Origin of the sequence: Rhizobium sp. OAE497 (assembly GCF_040546565.1) — a bacterium.
In the GTDB taxonomy this organism is placed as follows: Bacteria; Pseudomonadota; Alphaproteobacteria; order Rhizobiales; family Rhizobiaceae; genus Rhizobium.
Genome location: NZ_JBEPOA010000001.1, coordinates 2,296,683 through 2,313,503, shown reverse-complemented (window position 1 = coordinate 2,313,503; position 16,821 = coordinate 2,296,683). Strand labels below are relative to the sequence as shown.

The window sequence follows — 16,821 nt, the reverse complement described above, 5'->3', positions numbered from 1 at the left end:
CTGCCCATCAATCGCAAAGCCAAGGCGCCTTCCGTCCCGGAAGCGCCGGGTGGGCCTCGGTCCGTTCGGCTTGCGAAGCTGTGCTCTGTGTTGAGGGTTCCGGCGGCGGTTCTTCGCTTCGGGCTCTTTCGGAAACGGATGTTTCGTGTCATGAGCCGCTTCCTTTCAAGTGCGACCAACAGGATCGATTCCAAGGGCAGGGTTTCCGTGCCTGCGGCCTTTCGTTCCGTGCTGGCGCAGCGCAATATCCAGGAGCTCTATTGCTTCCAGGATTTTGTGTTTCCGGCGATCAGCGTCGGCGGCCCGGATCTTCTCGAAAGGTTCGAGCGGCAGATTGCTGCGGAGGATCCGTTTTCGCCGGTCGCGAACGAGATGTCGCTTCTCATTCATGGGGGCGGGGTCTTCATGAAGCTCGACGCCGAGGGGCGTTTGATGGTCGCGGATTTCATTCGGGATTTCACGAGGATCTCGGACGAAGTGACTTTCGTCGGGCGGGCAGATCATTTTCAGCTGTGGCAGCCGCAGGCATTTCAGGCGGCCCAGATGCAGGCACGAGAGGGGCGCACGCTGGCGGGCAAGCGCTCCTGAACAAGCGAGGGCGCGGAATGGTGACGAATCCTGGCGGAGGTTCATCCGAAGCTGGTGGCGGACCGGTTCGTCACATTCCGGTTCTTCTCAAAGAGGTGCTCGACGCGCTGCAGCCATCTTCCGGCAAGGTCGTTCTCGACGGCACATTTGGTGCAGGCGGCTATACGTCGGCGATTCTCGCCGCTGGTGCCGATGTCGTCGCGCTCGACCGCGATCCGACGGCCATCGCTGCCGGTCAGGCGCTGGTGGCTGGACATTCCGGTCATCTCCAGCTCGTTCATTCGCAGTTTTCCAATCTTGCAGATCATGCGCCTGCCGGCGGGCTCGACGGCGTCGTGCTCGATATCGGCGTGTCCTCGATGCAGATCGACGAGGCGGATCGTGGCTTCTCGTTCTCGAAGAACGGTCCGCTCGACATGCGCATGTCGGCTGCCGGTGTCTCTGCTGCCGATGTGGTCAACCGCGCCAAGGTCGCCGAGCTGATCCGCATTTTCCATTTTCTCGGTGAAGAGGATCAGGCGCCGCGCATCGCGCATGCGATCGAGAAGCGCCGCGCCGAAAAGCTGTTCGAAACCACCCGCGATCTCGCCGGGCTGATCGAGCTGGTGACGCCGCGCAAGATGAAGGACAAGATCCATCCTGCGACCCAGGTGTTTCAGGCGCTGCGCATCTTCGTCAATGACGAGCTCGGCGAGCTGGCTCAGGCGCTGTTTGCCGCCGAGCGTGCGCTGAAGCCGGGCGGCCGTCTCGTCGTCGTCACCTTCCACTCGCTGGAAGACCGGATCGTCAAGAAATTCTTCTCCGATCGCGCCGGCAAGGCCTCGGGCTCGCGTCACCTTCCGGTGGCGCACGAGCGCGCCGCCACGTTCAATGCTGTCGGGAAGTCTATGGTTGCTGCCAGCAAGGCGGAAGCCGAAGCAAATCCACGGGCACGTTCCGCCAAGCTGCGCGCTGGGGAGCGCACATCGGCTCAGGCCGAAGCAGCGGACATGTCCATTTTCGGCCTGCCTAGCCTGGCCAGTCTCGGAAAACTTGGGGGTTGATGTGCTGAGAACGTTCGACTTCGTTTTGATCGGTGTCATGACGGCCGCGGCCGCCGTGACCTATACGATCAAGCATCGCGCCGAGCTGAAGCTCGAGGAGGTTCATCGCCTCGAGGCCGAGATCAAGCTCGAGAAGGACACGATCGAACTGCTGAAGGCCGACTGGGCCCTGCAGTCTCAACCGAACCGGCTGGAGCGCCTCGTCAATACTTATAATGACGAGTTGAAGCTGCAGCCGACGGATTCGACCTCGCTCATCCACGCACGCGAACTGCCGATGCTGAAGTCGCAGGTTCCGGTTCCCGATATCACCGAAGCCAAGGCCGACCAGAAGCCGGGCGCTCCTGCCGTGGCTGCAAAGAAGCCGGCGGCTGGAACGGCTGTTGCCGCCAAGGCGGCGCCGAAGCCTGTGCCGCGGGCCGCTGTGCCCGAGGGCGAAGACCAGGACGAAATGGCAACCGGATCGGTGGAGTAAGCATGTCGTTTCTCTCTCGCATCATGGTTCTGAAGAGCCAGGCTCATTTCTCCTCCGGCGTCTATAACCGCTTCGGCGGCCCGACCGGCAGCCTTCCGCTGGAAGGTTCGCGCAAGAAGAAGTCCGGCCAGGCGAAAAGCCGCGTCGGCCTGCTGATCATCGGCTTCACGGCGCTTTACGGCGTCATCGGCGGCCGTCTCGTCGAATATGCGATGAAGGATCCCGAGGTCGTTTCCTCGATCCTGCCGCCCGACCGGCTGATGGCCTCGCGCCCTGATATTCTCGACCGCAACGGCGAGGTGCTGGCGACCGACATCCGCACGGTGTCGCTGTTTGCCGAGCCGAACAAGATCGTCGATGCCGATGAGGCGATCGAAAAGCTGGCGACCGTATTGCCGGATCTCGACGTCAAGGGCACCTATCGCAAGCTTTCGGTGAAGAGCTCGCATTTCGCCTGGCTGCGCCGCCAGCTGACGCCGAAGCAGCAGAGCCAGATCCTGGCGCTCGGCATTCCCGGCGTCGGCTTCCGTCCGGAAAAGCGCCGCTTCTATCCGGGTGGTCCGACGGCCTCGCATATCCTCGGCTACGTCAATATCGACAACCGCGGCGTCTCCGGCATGGAGAAATATATCGACGATCAGGGTCTGGCCGATCTCGCTTCCGTCGGCATGACCAGCGGTCAGCCGCTCGAGCCGGTGAAGCTCTCCATCGATATCCGCGTCCAGAACATCGTCCGCGACGTCGTCACCAGCGCCGTGACCAATTACGAAGCCAAGGGTGCCGGTGCCGTCGTGCTCGACATCCATACCGGCGAAGTGCTCGGCATGGCTTCGGCGCCTGACTTCGATCCGAACAATCCGGAAGAGGGCGCCAAGGAAGGCTGGCTGAACCGCATGTCGAACGGCACGTTCGAAATGGGCTCGACCTTCAAGACCTTCTCGACCGCCATGGCGCTCGACAGCGGCAAGGTCAGCATCAACGACAGCTTCGATGCCAGCCGCCCGATCCGCATCGGCGGCTTTACCATCAACGACTTTCACGGCCAGCGCCGCTGGCTGACGGTTCCTGAAATCTTCGAATATTCGTCGAACATCGGTACCGCGAAGATGATCGACATCGTCGGTATGGAGATGCAGAAGGACTACCTGACGCGCTTCGGCCTGCTGACGAAGATGAAGACCGAGCTTCCTGAAGTGAAGATGCCGAGCCAGCCGAGGGTCTGGAAGAAGATCAACTCGATCACGATCTCCTTCGGCCACGGTGTTTCGACAACGCCGATGCAGACGGCGGTTGCCGGTGCTGCTCTCGTCAACGGCGGCAAGCTGATCGAGCCGACCTTCCTGCCGCGCACCCGCGAACAGGCGGACGAGACGGCCGAAGTGGTCGTCAAGAAGAGCACCAGCGACAGCATTCGCTATCTCTTCAAGTTGAACGGTCTGAAGGGTTCGGGCCGCAATGCCGACGTGCCGGGCTTCAATGTTGGCGGCAAGACCGGGACGGCCGACAAGGTCGTCAACGGCCGCTACGCCCATAACCTCAACTTCAACGCCTTCCTGGCGGCCTTCCCGATCGACAATCCGCGCTATGTGGTGCTGACTTTCTGCGACGAGCCGCATAACGGCGAGAAGGGCCAGAACATCGCCGCTTACACGGCTGCGCCGATGGTGAAGAACATTATCCGCCGCGCAGCCCCCATTCTTGGCGTCGAACCGCAATTCGGCGAAGACGGATCGGCCTTGTTGGTGTCTTATTGAGTCTGAATGAATACGGCGCCGATTCGCGTGGGGTGAGCGGCGCCAGAGAGAAAAGACATTGATGAAACTGCGGGACATTGCCGGAAGCGCATTTCCGGAAATCAAGGATCAACTCGACGGACCGGCAGGCGGGCTGGGAATTTCAGGCCTGACAGCCGACAGCCGCAAGGTCGAACGCGGCATGGCTTTCGTCGCCGTTGCCGGGACCAAGGCCGATGGCGCGGGCTTCATCGCTGACGCTGCCAGGAACGGTGCCGCAGTCGCGATCAGCTCGCAGCCGGTCGAAGCTTCCATCCCCGTTCTCGTCGTCAAGGATCCGCGCCGATTCCTGTCGCTTGCGGCGGCCAATTTCTACGGCAGGCAGCCGGCAACGATGGTTGCGGTAACGGGCACGGCAGGCAAGACCTCCGTCGCCTCCTTCACCCGTCAGATTTATGCTCATGCCGGGCATCCGGCCGCGATGATCGGTACGACGGGCGTCGTTTCGCCGACCCGCAACGATTACGGCTCGCTGACCACGCCCGACCCGGTTTCGCTGCACAAGCTGCTTGCCGAACTCGCCGATGAGGGCGTGACGCATGCGGCGATGGAAGCGTCGAGCCACGGTCTCGACCAGAGCCGTCTCGATGGCGTCAAGCTGGCCGCTGCCGCATTCACAAATCTCGGCCGCGATCACATGGATTACCATCCGACGATCGAGGACTACATGGCCGCCAAGATGCGGCTCTTCGATACGCTGCTGCCGAAGGGCTCGCCGGCGATCATCTTTGCCGATGACGCATGGTCGCCGCAGGCGATCGAAGCGGCCACCAAGGCCGGTCACGATGTCCGCACAGTCGGCCGCAAGGGCGATTACCTGACATTGAAGCGCGTCGAGCATTTCCGCCACAAGCAGGTGGCCGAAGTGCATGTCGGCGACGAGATTTTCGAGGTCGATATTCCGCTCGCCGGCGATTTCCAGATCGCCAATGCGCTGGTTGCCGCAGGGCTTGCGATGTCGACAGGCATTCCGGCCAAGGTGGCGATGGCCGCGCTCGAAAAGCTGCAGGGTGCTTCCGGCCGCCTCGAGCTGGTCGGCCACACCCAGGATGGCGCGCTCGCTTACGTCGATTATGCCCACAAGCCGGATGCGCTTGAGAACGTCCTGAATTCCGTCCGCCCGTTCACCACCGGCCGTGTCGTCGTGGTCTTCGGCTGCGGCGGCGACCGCGACAAGGGTAAGCGCCCGATCATGGGCGAGATCGCCTGCCGCCTGGCCGACGTGGTCATCGTCACCGACGACAATCCGCGCTCGGAAGATCCGGCGACGATCCGCGCCGAAATCATGGCGGCTGCGACCTGCGCCACCGAAATCGCCGACCGGTCGCTGGCGATCAGCAAGGCCGTCGCAATGCTGAAGTCGGGCGACACGCTGATTGTCGCCGGCAAGGGACATGAAGAAGGGCAGACCATCGGGAGTGTGACGCTGCCTTTCTCGGATCACGCCGAAGTGCGTGAGGCCTTGGAGGAGCTGAAACCTTGAACTGGCTTTGGACCACGGAAGACATGATCACCGCGATGGCGGGACGCCCCTTCGGCACGCTGCCGCAGGGGATCACCGGTATTTCCATCGACAGCCGCTCGATCGGGCCGGGCGAAGCCTTCTTCGCCATCAAGGGTGACCGCGTCGATGGTCACGACTATGCCTCGATGGCGATGGCCAACGGGGCGTCGCTGCTCGTCGTCAGTGAAGCGCGGCTTGCGGGTCTCGGCCGGCTGACCGTGCCGATGATCGTCGTCGACGATGTGCTGGATGCGCTTGGACGCCTGGCGATCGCCTCGCGTCAGCGCTCGCGGGCGCAGATCATCGCGGTGACCGGTTCTGTCGGCAAGACGACCACCAAGGAGATGCTGCGCCATGTGCTTTCGCCATCCGGCAAGGTGCATGCGTCGGTCGCATCCTTCAACAATCACTGGGGCGTGCCGCTGACTTTGGCGCGCATGCCGCTCGATACGCATTACGGCGTCTTCGAAGTCGGCATGAATCATCCTGGCGAGATCCGTCCGCTGGTGCAGATGATCCGCCCGCATGTCGCCGTCATCACCACGATCGCGCCGGCGCATCTTGGCAACTTCAAGAGCATCAAGGAAATCGCTGCCGCCAAGGCCGAGATCTTTGAGGGCCTGACGCCCGGCGGTCATGTCGTGCTGAACCGCGACAACGACCAGTATAATTTCCTCGACCGGACCGCCCAGGCGCTCGGCATCACCAACATCCATTCCTTCGGCCAGCATGCCAAGGCGGAATTCCGTCTCGCCGAATTCAACGGTTCCGACGAGAGTTCGGCGCTGTGGCTGACGATCGATGGCGATACGCTTGAAGTGGCGATCGGCGCGCCCGGCCGCCATATCGCCGAGAATGCGCTTGCCGCACTCGGCGTCGTGACGCTCGTCGGTGCCGATCTCGACAAGGCGATCGATGCGCTGGCAACGCTGCAGCCCGAGAAGGGCAGGGGCAAGCGTCACAAGCTGAGGCTCGGTGCGGGCACCTTGACCGTCATCGACGAGAGCTACAACGCCAACCCGGCCTCTATGCGCGCGGCGATCGCGCTGCTCGCCGCCGCCGTCCCGCAGGGCTACGGCCGCCGCGTCGCCGTGCTCGGCGACATGCTGGAGATGGGCGAGTTTGCCGAGCGTGTACATTCCGATCTGGCCGGTCCGCTGCTTGCGGCCGGTATCGAACATGTCTGGCTCGCAGGCAAGGACATGCAGGCGCTGAGGGATTCGCTCCCCGACAGCGTTGCCGTCGAGTACCGCGAGACGACGGAAGAACTCAAAGATTTTGTACTGAACTCGGTCGAGCCGGGCGATGTCTTGATGGTCAAATCGTCATTGGGGATTGGTTTCGGCAAGATCGTTGCCGCGCTCCTTGACAAGTTTGCGCCATTTGCGGACACGCAGCGCGAGATTTGATCGGGTAAACAAGGGGCCCTGAATGCTGATTTGGCTAGTCGAACTGTCGGAACATTTTAAATTTCTGAACCTGTTCAGATACATTACCTTCCGCACAGGCGCCTCTCTCTTCACTTCCGCACTGATCGTCTTCCTGTTCGGGCCGATGATCATCCGGTCGCTGCGCATCCGCCAGGGCAAGGGTCAGCCGATCCGCGCCGATGGTCCGCAGACGCATTTCAAGAAGGCCGGTACGCCGACCATGGGCGGCCTGATGATTCTGGCCGGTATCGTCGGTTCGTCGCTGCTCTGGGCTGACCTCTCGAACGTCTATGTCGTGGCGACGCTGCTGGTGACGCTCGGTTTCGGCGCCATCGGTTTCTATGACGACTATCTCAAGGTGACGAAGCAGAGCGACAAGGGCTTTTCCGGCAAGGCCCGCCTCGGTATCGAGTTCATCATCGCCGGCATCGCCGTCTATTTCATGATGCGCACGTCGCTGGCCTCGGGTCCTGCGGGCTCGACCTTCGGCTCATCGGTTGCCTTCCCGTTCTTCAAGGACTTCCTGATCAATCTCGGCATCATGTTCGTGGTATTCGGCGGCTTCGTCATCGTCGCGGCCGGCAATGCCGTGAACCTGACAGACGGTCTCGACGGTCTGGCGATCGTTCCGGTGATGATCGCCGCGGCCTCCTTCGGCATTATCTCTTACCTTGCTGGTAACGCGGTGTTCGCGGGCTATCTGCAGATCAATTTCGTGCCCGGCACCGGCGAGCTTGCCGTCGTTCTCGGCGCCGTCATTGGCGCCGGTCTCGGCTTCCTGTGGTTCAATGCGCCACCCGCTGCAATCTTCATGGGCGATACCGGTTCGCTGGCGCTCGGCGGCACGATCGGCACGGTTGCCGTCGCCACCAAGCATGAGATCGTCATGGCGATCATCGGCGGCCTGTTCGTGATGGAGACGCTCTCGGTGATCATTCAGGTCGGCTTCTTCAAGATGACCGGCCGCCGCGTCTTCCTGATGGCGCCGATCCATCACCATTTCGAAAAGAAGGGCTGGACGGAAAGCCAGGTGGTCATCCGCTTCTGGATCGTCGCCGTCGGCCTGGCGATGCTCGGCCTTTCCACCCTGAAGCTGCGGTGAGCGGGCGATGATTCCGGTCACGACACTTGCTGGCAAGAAGGTCGCGCTTTTCGGGCTCGGCGGTTCCGGCCTTGCCACGGCCCGGGCGCTGGTTGCCGGAGGCGCAGAAGTCACAGCCTGGGACGACAATCCTGATAGTGTCGCCAAGGTTGGTGCCGAAGGCATCGCGACGGCCGATCTTCACGGTATCGATTGGGCGGCGCAGTCGCTCTTCGTGCTGTCTCCAGGCGTGCCGTTGACCCATCCGAAGCCGCATTGGACCGTTGATCTGGCGCGTGCCGCCGGTGTCGATATCGTCGGCGATGTCGAGCTCTTCGTTCGCGAGCGTCGCGCCCATGCGCCTGACAGCCCGTTCATCGCGATCACCGGCACCAACGGCAAGTCGACTACGACGGCGCTGATCGCCCATATCCTGAAATCGTCAGGCAGGGATACGCAGCTCGGCGGCAATATCGGCACCGCCGTCCTGACGCTCGATCCGCCCAAGGCGCAGCGCTTTTATGTGGTCGAGTGCTCGTCCTACCAGATCGATCTGGCGCCGACGCTCAATCCGTCGGCGGGCATCCTTCTCAACCTGACGCCCGATCACCTCGATCGTCACGGCACTATGCAGCATTATGCCGACGTCAAGGAACGGCTGGTCGCGGGAAGCGACACGGCGATCGTCGGCGTCGATGACAGCTATTGCGAAATGATCGCCGACCGCGTCGAGCGCGCCGGGACCAAGGTTGTCCGCATCTCGCGCCGCCAGCCGCTGGCCGATGGCATTTACGCTGAAGGCACTAGGCTCATTCATGCCTCCGGTGGCGCGGCACTGCCGCTTGCCGATCTCGATGGCATCCAGACGCTGCGTGGCAGCCACAATGCGCAGAATGCGGCTGCGGCCGTTGCGGCCTGCCTCGCGGTCGGCGTCAGCGCCGATGAGATCAGGGCAGGGCTCGCGTCCTTCCCGGGCCTGAAGCATCGCATGCAGCCGGTCGGCAGGCGCGGCCACGCCGTCTTCGTCAACGATTCGAAGGCGACCAATGCCGATGCGGCAGCGCCGGCGCTTTCAAGCTACGACCGGATCTACTGGATCGCCGGCGGCCTGCCGAAGGCGGGTGGCATCACGACGCTCGCGCCGTTCTTCCCGCGGATCGCCAAGGCCTATCTGATCGGCGAGGCGGCGGCGGAATTTGCCGCGACGCTCGGCGAGGCGGTGCCTTACGAGATCTCCGGCACGTTGGAGCGCGCTGTCGCGCATGCGGCTGCCGATGCGGAAAAAGATGAAACTGGCCCTGTCGCGGTGATGCTATCCCCGGCTTGCGCAAGCTTCGACCAATATAAGAACTTCGAAGTCAGGGGCGATGCATTTGTCAGCCATGTGGCAGCGCTCGACGGAATCACCATGCTGATCGGTTCGGCAACAGGAGATAAATGACATGGTAAGCCGCGCGGAACGTGGGCCTCTGGCCGATTGGTTTTGGACCATCGACCGCTTTTTCCTGGCGATGTTCGTCTTCCTGATGGGCATCGGCTTCATGTTGTCCTTCGCCGCGTCGCCTGCGGTTGCCGAGCGCATCGGGCTCGAGCCTTTCCACTTCGTCAAGCGCCACGCGGCCTTCATGATCCCGTCGCTGATGGTGATGATCGGGCTGTCGTTCCTGACGCCGCGTCAGGTGCGCCGCACCGCGATCCTGCTTCTGATCGTCGCGCTGGCGATGATGCTTCTGGCGCTGTTCTTCGGCGTCGAGGTCAAGGGCTCCAGGCGCTGGGTAACGCTCGCCGGCATCTCCATCCAGCCGTCGGAATTCATGAAGCCGGCTTTCGTCGTCGTCTGCGCCTGGCTGTTTGCCGAGCATGCGCGCCAGCCGGAGATTCCGGGCAACCTCTTCGCCATCATCCTGTTCGGCATGGTCGCGGCACTTCTCGTCGCCCAGCCTGACCTTGGCCAAACGATCCTGACGACCGCGGTCTGGGGGGGCATGTTCTTCATGGCCGGGATGCCCTGGCTCTGGATCATCGTGCTCGGCGTCGGCGGCGCCGGTGGCCTCGTCTCGGCCTACTACGTCTTCCCGCACGTTGCCGGGCGAATAGACAAGTTCATGACCGGTGAGGGCGACACGTTCCAGATCGATACCGCCCGCGAGGCGATCATCCGCGGCGACTGGTTCGGCCAGGGGCCGGGCGAGGGCATCGTCAAGCGCATCATCCCGGATGCCCATACCGACTTCATCTTCTCGGTCGCTGCCGAAGAGTTCGGCATCATCTTCTGCATCGCGCTCGTTGCGCTGTTCACGGTCCTTGTTTTGAGGGGGCTGTCGCACGCATATAAGGAGAAGAACGACTTCAACCGGTTTGCCGTCGCCGGCCTCGTGCTGCAGATGGGCATCCAGTCGATCATCAATATCGGCGTCAATCTCGAACTGCTTCCGGCAAAGGGCATGACGCTGCCGCTGATTTCCTACGGCGGCTCGTCCATGGTCGCGATCTGCGTGACCGCCGGTTTCATTCTCGCGCTGACGCGCCATCGCCCGGAAAAACGTGCGCAGGACCGGAGCCTCTTCCGCGTGCCGCACGGAATGCCGGCGGAGTAAGAATATGAGTAAAGGCATCGTCCTTCTTGCCGCCGGGGGAACCGGCGGCCACGTGTTTCCCGCGGAAGCCTTGGCCTATGAGCTGAAGGCCCGCGGTTATTCCGTTCATCTGGTCACCGACAGCCGCGCCGAGCGCTATGCCGGCAAATTCCCGGCGGAGCAGATCCATGTCGTGCCCTCGGCAACGATCGGTTCGAAGAACCCGATCGCCGTCGCGCGCTCGCTCTGGACGCTATGGAGCGGCATGCGCGCCGCCAAGAAGCTGATCCAGAAGCTGAAGCCCGCCGTCGTCGTCGGTTTCGGCGGCTATCCGACCGTGCCGCCGCTGCTGGCCGCGACGCGCCTCGGCGTGCCCGCGATGATCCACGAGCAGAACGCCGTGATGGGCCGCGCCAACAAGGCGCTGGCAGCCCGCGTCCAGGCGATCGCCGGCGGCTTCCTGCCCGAGAATGGTGGCTCCTATCCCGAGAAGACGGTGACGACGGGCAACCCGGTTCGCCCCGCGATCATCGAGGCTGCTAGGGTTCCCTACACGCCGTCCCATCCGGGCGAGCCCTTCAATCTCGTCGTCTTCGGCGGCAGCCAGGGCGCGCAGTATTTCTCCAAGGCGATGCCGACGGCGATCAGCCTGCTCGACGACAACTTGCGTGCGCGGCTGCGGATTACCCAGCAGGTGCGGCCCGAGGACATGGAAATGGTCGGCGGCTGCGTTGCGCAGCTGAAGATGGGCGCCGACATCGCGCCGTTCTTCACCGACATGGCCGAACGCCTCGCGAAAGCGCATCTGGTGATCTGCCGTTCGGGGGCATCGACCGTGTCGGAAATCTCCGTCATCGGCCGCCCGGCCGTACTCGTGCCTTATCCGCATGCTCTGGATCATGACCAGGCGGCGAATGCCGCAGCGCTTGCCGCGACCGGCGGCGCCAAGGTCATCGTCCAGGCCGAACTGTCGTCCGAGAAGATCGCCTCGATCCTGACGCACGCGATGAACGACCCGGAAAAGCTGGCGCGGATGGCGGCTGCAGCCAAGCAGGCTGGGAAACCGGACGCTGCGAACTTGCTTGCGGGCATGGTAGAGGCTATTGCCGCCGGACGTACAATTGCAGAGTTCAAGGGGGCACAGTCATGAAACTGCCGAAGGCGATAGGCCTCGTCCATTTCATCGGCATCGGCGGCATCGGCATGAGCGGTATTGCCGAAGTGCTGCATAATCTCGGCCACAAGGTCCAGGGATCCGACCAGTCCGACAGTGCGAACGTTCAGCGCCTGCGCGAAAAGGGCATCGAAGTCTTCGTCGGCCACAAGGCCGAGAACCTCGGCGATGCCGAAGTCGTCGTCGTCTCGACGGCGATCAAGAAGACCAATCCGGAACTGATCGCGGCGCGCGAAAAGCTGCTGCCGGTCGTTCGCCGTGCCGAAATGCTGGCCGAGCTGATGCGCTTCCGCAATGCGATCGCCATCGGCGGCACGCATGGCAAGACGACGACCACCTCGCTGGTGGCGACGCTGCTCGAGGCCGGCGGTCTCGATCCGACCGTCATCAATGGCGGTATCATCAATGCCTACGGCACCAACGCCCGCATGGGCGACGGCGAGTGGATGGTGGTCGAAGCCGACGAATCCGACGGCACCTTCCTGAAGCTGCCGGCCGACGTTGCCGTCGTCACCAATATCGACCCCGAACATCTCGACCATTACGGCAATTTCGATGCCGTGCGCGCGGCCTTCCGCCAGTTCGTCGAGAACGTGCCGTTCTACGGCTTCGGCGTCATGTGCCTCGATCATCCGGAAGTGCAGGCGCTGGTCAGCCGTATCGAGGACCGCAAGGTCGTCACCTACGGCGAAAACCCGCAGGCCGACGTACGCTTCATGAATGTCCGCATCGACGGCGCGCGCTCGATCTTCGACGTCGAGATCCGCCGCCGCCGCACCGGCAAGGTGTTCAAGCTCGACAATCTGGTGATGCCGATGCCCGGCCGTCACAATATTGCCAACGCCACGGCCGCGATCGCCGTCGCCAACCGCCTCGGTATTTCCAACGAGGACATCGCCAAGGGCCTCGCGTCCTTCGGCGGCGTCAAGCGGCGCTTCACGCTGACAGGCGAATGGAATGGCGTCCAGGTGTTCGACGACTACGGTCACCACCCGGTCGAGATCAAGGCCGTGCTGCGCGCCGCGCGCGAGGCCTGCAAGGGCCGCGTCATCGCCGTCCACCAGCCGCATCGCTATACGCGCCTGTCGAGCCTGTTCGAAGAATTCTCGAACTGCTTCAACGATGCCGATAGCATCTTCCTTGCTCCGGTCTATGTCGCGGGTGAAGAGCCGATCGAGGGCGTCGATTCCGAGGCGCTCGTTTCGCGCATCAAGGCGGGCGGCCATCGCGACGCGCGGTTCCTTCCGTCACAAGACGTACTACCTGAGCTGGTTGCAGAGATTGCAAAGCCGGGTGATTTCGTGGTTCTCTTGGGGGCTGGGAGTATCACTTATTGGGCAGCTGCACTGCCGAAGCAATTGGAAGGCCTTTCGGGAAAGTCTGCATGAAACAGGTCAATGGGGAAAAGCTTCTCGAGTCTCTGGGAGAAGGCGTCAAGGATATCCGCGGTCGTATCACGCCGGATGCCCCCATGGATCGCGTCACCTGGTTCCGCGCCGGCGGTCTCGCCGAGCTGATGTTCCAGCCGCATGACGAGGACGATCTGGTCGCCTTCATGAAGCTGCTGCCGGAAGAGGTGCCGCTGACCGTGGTCGGCGTCGGCTCGAACCTTCTGGTGCGCGACGGCGGCATTCCGGGCGTCGTTCTGCGCCTGTCCGCCAAGGGTTTTGGCGGTCTGGAGCTTGCCGGTGAGAACCGCATCCGCGCCGGCGCGATCTGCCCCGACAAGCATGTCGCGGCGATGGCGATGGATAACGGCATCGGCGGTTTCCATTTCTACTACGGCATCCCGGGCAGCATCGGCGGCGCGGCGCGCATGAATGCCGGCGCCAATGGCGGCGAGACGCGCGAGCGTCTGGTCGAGTTGACGGCGATCGACCGCAAGGGCAACAAGCATGTGCTCTCGAATGCGGATATGGGCTATTCCTATCGCCATTCCTCGGCTGCCAAGGACCTGATCTTCACCTCGGTGCTGTTCGAAGGCTATGCCGAGGACCGTGCCAAGATCCGTGCCGACATGGATGCCGTGCGCAACCATCGCGAGACCGTGCAGCCGATCCGCGAGAAGACCGGTGGCTCGACCTTCAAGAACCCCGAGGGTCATTCGGCCTGGAAGCTGATCGACGAAGCGGGCTGCCGCGGTCTCGTCATCGGCGGGGCGCAGATGTCGTCGCTTCACTGCAACTTCATGATCAACATGGGGCAGGCGACCGGTTACGATCTCGAATATCTCGGCGAACAGGTTCGCCGCGAAGTCTTCGAGAATTCCGGCATCAAGCTCGAATGGGAAATCAAGCGTTTCGGCGTGTTCATGCCGGGCCGTGAAGTGCGTCCGTTCCAGGGCGTGACCAGCGAATAAGGCTGGCTTCTACAATCTGAGGGCTTTGCTGAAGGCGGTGTCGAAACGGACGCCGCCTTTGTCGTCTGCGGCTTCGCCGATCGCCACGTCCATCCGATCGTTGCTGACACGCACCAGCGTGAAGCCTCCCATGAAGGCAGCCTTGGCCTTGAAGACGTCGATGCCGTTGACCTTGTAGGCCATCGGCGTGTCGTGTTCGTGGCCGTGGAAAATGCCGATTACGTTGTAGCCGCTGAGGCTTGCGAGCAGATCCTGACGTTCTGATTCATCCCACCAATGCGGCGTGCCGGTGCCGTCGTCGTCGAAGGTGCTTTTTGCCGGGTCCCAGCGCTCGGTGGAGAAATGATCCCAGCCGTAGTGCTGGAAGATGACGACGGGCCTGCCGTCGGATGCGTAGGTCTTCAGGTCCTGCTTCATCCAGTCGAGGCTGCTTGCCGTGCCCTTGCTGTTATCGCCGCCATAGCGCTGCGCCTGGATCAGATGCAGGCCCCCCCAGTTCCAGGAGTAGTTGTCCGACGCCTCGTCGTAGTTGTCGACGGGGACGGCCGGTTTGAAGAAGACGCTCGGCTTGTGATTCATCTGCACGTAGTCGCGCAGCTCGTCGCGGTACCAGTCGACCTGCGGCGGGCGGCCGTCCTGATCGAGGTCGTGATTGCCGAGGCCGACATAGACGGGGAAATGGACGTGATCGGAGCCGCGGCCCTGTTGGTAGCGGTGTGAGAACTGCAGGAGCTGCGAACCCTCGGCGAATTCCGCCGTCTGGCCGCCGCCATCGTCGGTGACGTCGCCGCAGACGATAATGCCCTGCGGGCGGGCGATCTCCTTGCCGGCGACGCTGAGGCCGCTCGGCTTGCCGGCGATCTCTTCGGGCCATGTCTGATGGTGGATGTTGTTGAGCGCCAGGATGTGGCGCAGCAGGTTGGCGTCGGTCTTGCCTTCCTGCTGGCAATTGGGGCTGAGGCCATCGCCGATGCGGCAGGCATGCACGTCGTTGATGACGAGGAAGGTGACGTTGACATCAGGGACGGCGGCGCGCGACAGGCGCGGCATCGATAGCGCAAAACCTGCGCCCATACCCTGTGTCAGCAGTGACCGTCTCGTCAGCATGATCGTCCTCTCTTCTGCTTTTGAGGAGAGAGTAGGGGGCAGACGTTAACAGACAAGAATCGAAAAGGCCGCGGTGTTGCCACCGCGGCCTCTCATCGATTGGGCTTTCGAAGCGCTTAGACTTCTTCGCGGCCGGACAGCAGTATGCAGACCAGCGAGATCACTGCTGCGCCGGAAAGATAGTAGCCGACATAGGAGAGATCGTAATGCGTCGCCAGCCAGCTGGCGATGTTGGGCGCCAGCGAGGCGCCGAAGATGCCGCCGAGGTTGAAGGTCATCGAGGCGCCGGTATAGCGCACCGAGGTCGGGAAGGGGGCTGCAAGTGCAGCGCCGATCGGACCGTAGGTGAAACCCATCAGCGCGAGGCCGATGATCGAGCACAGGAAGGCGCCCGTCAGGCCTGCAGTCAACAGCGAGGCGTAGAAGAAGCCGAAGATCGCGATGCCGATCGTTACCAGGATGAGGATCAGGCGGCGCGAGTAGCGGTCGGAAAGCAGGCCGGAGAGCGGGATCGTCAGGCCGAAGAACACAACGCCGACAAGCTGGATGACCAGGAACTGCTCACGCGAGTAGCCGAGCTTCGACGTGCCCCAGGACAGCGTGAAGACCGTCATCAGGTAGAACAGAACGAAGGTGGCGACGGCGATGAAGGTGCCGAGAACCAGGCTGCGGAAATGCTTGGTGAAGACGACGGCGACCGGAACGGCAACGCGCTCGTGCTTCTCGACGGCCTTCTGGAACTCCGGCGTTTCGGCGATCTTCAGGCGGACATAGAGACCGACGGCGACGAGCGCGAGGCTCGCGACGAAGGGAATGCGCCAGCCGAAGGCCAGGAAGTCCTCGTTGGTCATCGTTTCCGTCAGGATCAGGAAGAAGCCGGACGAGAGGATGAATCCGATCGGCGCGCCGAGCTGCGGGAACATGGCGTACCAGCTGCGCTTGCCGGGAGGGGCGTTTTCGGTGGCGAGCAGGACGGCACCGCCCCATTCACCGCCGAGGCCGAGACCCTGGCCGAAGCGGCACAGTGCCAGGAGCAGGGGCGCCACGATGCCGATCGAGTCGTAACCCGGCAGCATGCCGATCGCCACGGTCGACAGGCCCATGGTCATCAGCGCGGCGACGAGCGTCGCCTTGCGGCCGATACGGTCGCCGAAATGGCCGAAAAGGATGCCGCCAAGCGGGCGCGCGAAGAAGGCGATCGAGAAGGTGGCGAAGGACTGAAGCTGTGCGGATGCCGGATCACTCGTCGGGAAGAAGAGATGCGGGAAGACCAGCACGGCGGCCGTCGCATAGACGTAGAAGTCGAAGAATTCGATGGTGGTGCCGACGAGGCTCGCGATCAGAACACGCGCCGGCGAATTGACTTGCGCACTGTTCGAAGAGGAGGGGGTCGGCGATACGGGTGATATCGCGTCAGACATTGTCATTCCAATCAGGATTGCTGTTTGCCTTGGGAGGCAAGCGGGTCTTAACGCAATTTTAAGTCGGCGCAAACGCCAAAGACGCAAGAAAGCCACAAAATCGCCGGGCTTTTCTTTGGCTTTCCGATTCTCCTCGATTCCATCGCTACGCACGTTCGGTCCGGCGATTGTGACAGCGGTGGCGGACGGTGCCGGCGGCTGCGGAGTTGATTCAAGGCTGAATCTTAAGCCTATGATAAAGCGAGGCTATTTTGGCTGTTTCAGCTTCAT

14 protein-coding genes are annotated in these 16,821 nt (G+C 62.7%); 12 read left to right on the top strand and 2 right to left on the bottom strand.

Annotated features, from left to right (window positions below):
• Positions 1–150 precede the first annotated feature (150 nt).
• From mraZ to murB, 12 genes are all read left to right on the top strand, one after another.
• Positions 151–588: a division/cell wall cluster transcriptional repressor MraZ gene (gene mraZ, locus ABIE40_RS11880; RefSeq protein WP_354541073.1), complete on the top strand. Its 438-nt coding sequence runs from the start codon at positions 151–153 to the stop codon at positions 586–588.
• Positions 589–605: 17 nt separating this feature from the next.
• Complete coding sequence (rsmH, locus tag ABIE40_RS11875) at positions 606–1,631, top strand: 16S rRNA (cytosine(1402)-N(4))-methyltransferase RsmH (protein ID WP_199629187.1); 1,026 nt, start codon at positions 606–608, stop codon at positions 1,629–1,631.
• Between the two features lies 1 nt (position 1,632).
• A complete protein-coding gene (gene ftsL, locus ABIE40_RS11870; RefSeq protein WP_199629186.1) occupies positions 1,633–2,106 on the top strand; it encodes a cell division protein FtsL in 474 nt (157 codons plus the stop codon).
• A 2-nt stretch (positions 2,107–2,108) separates the two neighbouring features.
• Positions 2,109–3,860 (top strand): peptidoglycan D,D-transpeptidase FtsI family protein, encoded by a 1,752-nt coding sequence (locus tag ABIE40_RS11865; RefSeq protein WP_112715490.1) that lies wholly within the window; start codon positions 2,109–2,111, stop codon positions 3,858–3,860.
• Between the two features lie 61 nt (positions 3,861–3,921).
• Complete coding sequence (locus ABIE40_RS11860) at positions 3,922–5,382, top strand: UDP-N-acetylmuramoyl-L-alanyl-D-glutamate--2,6-diaminopimelate ligase (protein WP_199629185.1); 1,461 nt, start codon at positions 3,922–3,924, stop codon at positions 5,380–5,382.
• Complete coding sequence (locus tag ABIE40_RS11855; protein WP_199629184.1) at positions 5,379–6,812, top strand: UDP-N-acetylmuramoylalanyl-D-glutamyl-2,6-diaminopimelate--D-alanyl-D-alanine ligase; 1,434 nt, start codon at positions 5,379–5,381, stop codon at positions 6,810–6,812. Before ABIE40_RS11860 ends, ABIE40_RS11855 begins: the two co-directional genes overlap by 4 nt.
• 22 nt (positions 6,813–6,834) lie before the next feature.
• Positions 6,835–7,935, top strand: a complete 1,101-nt coding sequence (gene mraY / locus ABIE40_RS11850; RefSeq protein ID WP_112715484.1) for a phospho-N-acetylmuramoyl-pentapeptide-transferase — start codon at positions 6,835–6,837, stop codon at positions 7,933–7,935.
• Between the two features lie 7 nt (positions 7,936–7,942).
• Positions 7,943–9,355, top strand: coding sequence for a UDP-N-acetylmuramoyl-L-alanine--D-glutamate ligase (gene murD / locus ABIE40_RS11845; protein ID WP_199629183.1), 1,413 nt, complete (start codon positions 7,943–7,945; stop codon positions 9,353–9,355).
• A gap of 1 nt (position 9,356) precedes the next feature.
• A complete protein-coding gene (gene ftsW / locus ABIE40_RS11840) occupies positions 9,357–10,511 on the top strand; it encodes a putative lipid II flippase FtsW (protein ID WP_112715480.1) in 1,155 nt (384 codons plus the stop codon).
• A gap of 4 nt (positions 10,512–10,515) precedes the next feature.
• Complete coding sequence (gene murG, locus ABIE40_RS11835; RefSeq protein WP_199629182.1) at positions 10,516–11,640, top strand: undecaprenyldiphospho-muramoylpentapeptide beta-N-acetylglucosaminyltransferase; 1,125 nt, start codon at positions 10,516–10,518, stop codon at positions 11,638–11,640.
• The gene (murC, locus tag ABIE40_RS11830) at positions 11,637–13,052 is read left to right on the top strand and encodes a UDP-N-acetylmuramate--L-alanine ligase (protein ID WP_199629181.1); all 1,416 of its coding nucleotides are present in this window, start codon (positions 11,637–11,639) and stop codon (positions 13,050–13,052) included. The genes murG and murC overlap by 4 nt, the downstream gene beginning before the upstream one ends.
• Positions 13,049–14,023 (top strand): UDP-N-acetylmuramate dehydrogenase, encoded by a 975-nt coding sequence (gene murB, locus ABIE40_RS11825; protein WP_130277993.1) that lies wholly within the window; start codon positions 13,049–13,051, stop codon positions 14,021–14,023. Before murC ends, murB begins: the two co-directional genes overlap by 4 nt.
• Before the next feature lie 9 nt (positions 14,024–14,032).
• On the opposite strand, the gene ABIE40_RS11820 is transcribed toward murB, so the two are convergent.
• Both ABIE40_RS11820 and ABIE40_RS11815 read right to left on the bottom strand, forming a co-directional pair.
• Positions 14,033–15,130, bottom strand: coding sequence for a metallophosphoesterase (locus ABIE40_RS11820; protein WP_130277994.1), 1,098 nt, complete (start codon positions 15,128–15,130; stop codon positions 14,033–14,035).
• 116 nt (positions 15,131–15,246) lie between these two features.
• On the bottom strand, positions 15,247–16,557 hold the full coding sequence (locus tag ABIE40_RS11815; protein WP_413709777.1) for an MFS transporter: 1,311 nt from the start codon (positions 16,555–16,557) through the stop codon (positions 15,247–15,249).
• Positions 16,558–16,821: the final 264 nt, after the last annotated feature.

Bases quoted from the DNA above. Each gene is read 5' to 3' on its own strand.
- mraZ (WP_354541073.1), top strand. From the start codon at position 151: ATGAGCCGCTTCCTTTCAAGTGCGACCAACAGGATCGATTCCAAGGGC.
- rsmH (WP_199629187.1), top strand. From the start codon at position 606: ATGGTGACGAATCCTGGCGGAGGTTCATCCGAAGCTGGTGGCGGACCG.
- ABIE40_RS11865 (WP_112715490.1), top strand. From the start codon at position 2,109: ATGTCGTTTCTCTCTCGCATCATGGTTCTGAAGAGCCAGGCTCATTTC.
- ABIE40_RS11860 (WP_199629185.1), top strand. From the start codon at position 3,922: ATGAAACTGCGGGACATTGCCGGAAGCGCATTTCCGGAAATCAAGGAT.
- mraY (WP_112715484.1), top strand. From the start codon at position 6,835: ATGCTGATTTGGCTAGTCGAACTGTCGGAACATTTTAAATTTCTGAAC.
- murD (WP_199629183.1), top strand. From the start codon at position 7,943: ATGATTCCGGTCACGACACTTGCTGGCAAGAAGGTCGCGCTTTTCGGG.
- ftsW (WP_112715480.1), top strand. From the start codon at position 9,357: ATGGTAAGCCGCGCGGAACGTGGGCCTCTGGCCGATTGGTTTTGGACC.
- murG (WP_199629182.1), top strand. From the start codon at position 10,516: ATGAGTAAAGGCATCGTCCTTCTTGCCGCCGGGGGAACCGGCGGCCAC.
- murC (WP_199629181.1), top strand. From the start codon at position 11,637: ATGAAACTGCCGAAGGCGATAGGCCTCGTCCATTTCATCGGCATCGGC.
- murB (WP_130277993.1), top strand. From the start codon at position 13,049: ATGAAACAGGTCAATGGGGAAAAGCTTCTCGAGTCTCTGGGAGAAGGC.
- ABIE40_RS11820 (WP_130277994.1), bottom strand. From the start codon at position 15,130: ATGCTGACGAGACGGTCACTGCTGACACAGGGTATGGGCGCAGGTTTT.
- ABIE40_RS11815 (WP_413709777.1), bottom strand. From the start codon at position 16,557: ATGACAATGTCTGACGCGATATCACCCGTATCGCCGACCCCCTCCTCT.